Below are 2180 nucleotides of genomic sequence, written 5' to 3' on the forward strand. Positions count from 1 at the left end.
AAATATTGTTGAAGGCAAGATTCCAATTATGTCTTACACTGCTTTTAATAAAAGAATCAAAGCAATCCCCCCATACGCGGTCGCTGTAGCCAGACACGGAAAGTTTAAGGCAGACCAATGGTTTGCTTACTGTGCTGCTCATGTACCTCCTACAAGAATATTAGAGCGTGTAGAGATTGATCATACACCACTTGATTTAATTCTACTTGATGATGAGTTACTTATCCCCATAGGAAGGCCTTATCTAACATTACTTATTGATGTATTTAGTGGCTGTGTTCTTGGTTTTCATCTAAGTTATAAATCTCCTTCGTATGTATCTGCAGCGAAGGCTATTACTCACGCAATTAATCCAAAATCACTTGATGCTCTGAATATACAACTACAAAATAATTGGCCTTGCTTTGGTAAGTTTGAAAACTTAGTAGTAGATAATGGTGCTGAGTTTTGGTCTAAAAATTTAGAGCATGCTTGTCAATCAACAGGAATAAATATTCAATATAACCCTGTACGCAAGCCTTGGCTCAAACCATTTATAGAGCGCTTTTTTGGAGTGATGAATCAATATTTCTTACCTGAAGTTCCAGGTAAAACATTTTCAAACATATTAGAAAAAGAAGAATATAAACCCGAAAAAGATGCAATTATGCGCTTTTCAACTTTTGTAGAAGAGTTTCACCGCTGGATTGTAGATGTATACCATCAAGATAGTAATTCACGTGAAACTCGTATCCCAATTAAGCGATGGCAACAAGGATTTGATGTTTATCCCCCATTGACTATGAATGAAGAGGAGGAAACGCGTTTTTCAATGTTAATGCGAATATCAGACTCAAGAACATTATCGAGAAATGGTATCAAATATCAAGAACTAATGTATGACTCTACGGCCTTAGCTGATTACCGTAAGCATTACCCGCAAACAAAAGAAAGCGTAAAAAAAATCATTAAAGTAGATCCAGATGACATTTCAAAAATTTATGTTTATTTAGAAGAGCTGGAAAGTTACCTTGAAGTACCGTGTACAGACCCTACCGGCTATACGGACGGGTTAAGTATCTATGAACATAAAACAATAAAAAAAATTAACAGGGAAATCATTCGGGAGTCTAAAGATAGTTTGGGTTTAGCTAAAGCACGCATGGCTATTCATGAGCGAGTAAGACAAGAGCAAGAAGCTTTCATTGAATCAAAAACTAAAGCAAAAATTACAACTGTCAAAAAGCAAGCTCAAATAGCTGATGTAAGCAATACAGGAACGGGCACTATTAAGGTTTCTGAAGAAAGTGCAGCCCCTGTACAAAAAAATATAAGTAACGATATTTTTGATGATTGGGATGATGACTTAGAGGCATTTGAATGAATGCCTTAACAGAATTGCAGATCGAACAGTTGCGCAACTTTAGCGATTGCATTGTTATGCACTCTCAAATCAAAACAATTTTTAATGACTTTGATGAGCTGAGATTAAACCGTATATTTCAGTCAGACCAGCAGTGTATGCTATTAATTGGTGATACAGGCGTAGGAAAAAGCCATACCATTAATCACTACAAAAAAAGAGTTCTAGCTACACAGAATTATAGCCGAAATACTATGCCAGTCTTAATAAGTCGTATATCTAGGGGGAAAGGCTTAGATGCAACTTTAATCCAAATGCTGGCAGATCTGGAGCTATTTGGAAGTAGCCAAATTAAAAAGCGAGGCTACAAAACAGACCTAACTAAAAAACTTGTAGAAAGCTTAATTAAAGCTCAAGTTGAGTTACTCATCATTAATGAGTTTCAGGAGTTAATAGAGTTTAAAAGCGTACAAGAACGCCAGCAAATCGCAAATGGGTTAAAGTTTATTAGTGAAGAAGCCAAAGTGCCAATAGTACTGGTTGGTATGCCTTGGGCTGCAAAAATAGCTGAAGAACCTCAATGGGCTTCTCGCTTAGTTAGAAAAAGAAAACTTGAATACTTTAGCTTAAAGAACGACATTAAGTACTTTCGCCAATATTTAATGGGCCTAGCGAAGAAAATGCCATTTGATGAGCCTCCTAAGCTTGAAAGTAAAAATACCACAATAGCGTTGTTTGCTGCATGTCGAGGTGAGAATCGAGCTCTTAAACATCTACTGTTGGAGGCTTTAAAATTAGCATTGAGTTGTAACGAGTATCTTGAAAATAAACATTTTAT

At 36.2% G+C, this 2180-nt stretch carries 2 protein-coding genes; both read left to right on the forward strand.

Going from position 1 to position 2180, the window contains the following annotated elements; translation table 11 throughout:
* Window positions 1–1363, forward strand: a 1363-nt coding sequence (locus ACT3RM_RS17575) for a Mu transposase C-terminal domain-containing protein (protein ID WP_444511473.1), incomplete at its 5' end; no start/stop codon positions are given.
* On the forward strand, window positions 1360–2180 hold an 821-nt coding region (locus ACT3RM_RS17580; RefSeq protein WP_444511474.1), incomplete at its 3' end, for a TniB family NTP-binding protein. The genes ACT3RM_RS17575 and ACT3RM_RS17580, both read left to right, overlap by 4 nt.

This window comes from Pseudoalteromonas sp. AOP7-A1-14, from assembly GCF_052376275.1.
GTDB lineage: Bacteria > Pseudomonadota > Gammaproteobacteria > Enterobacterales > Alteromonadaceae > Pseudoalteromonas.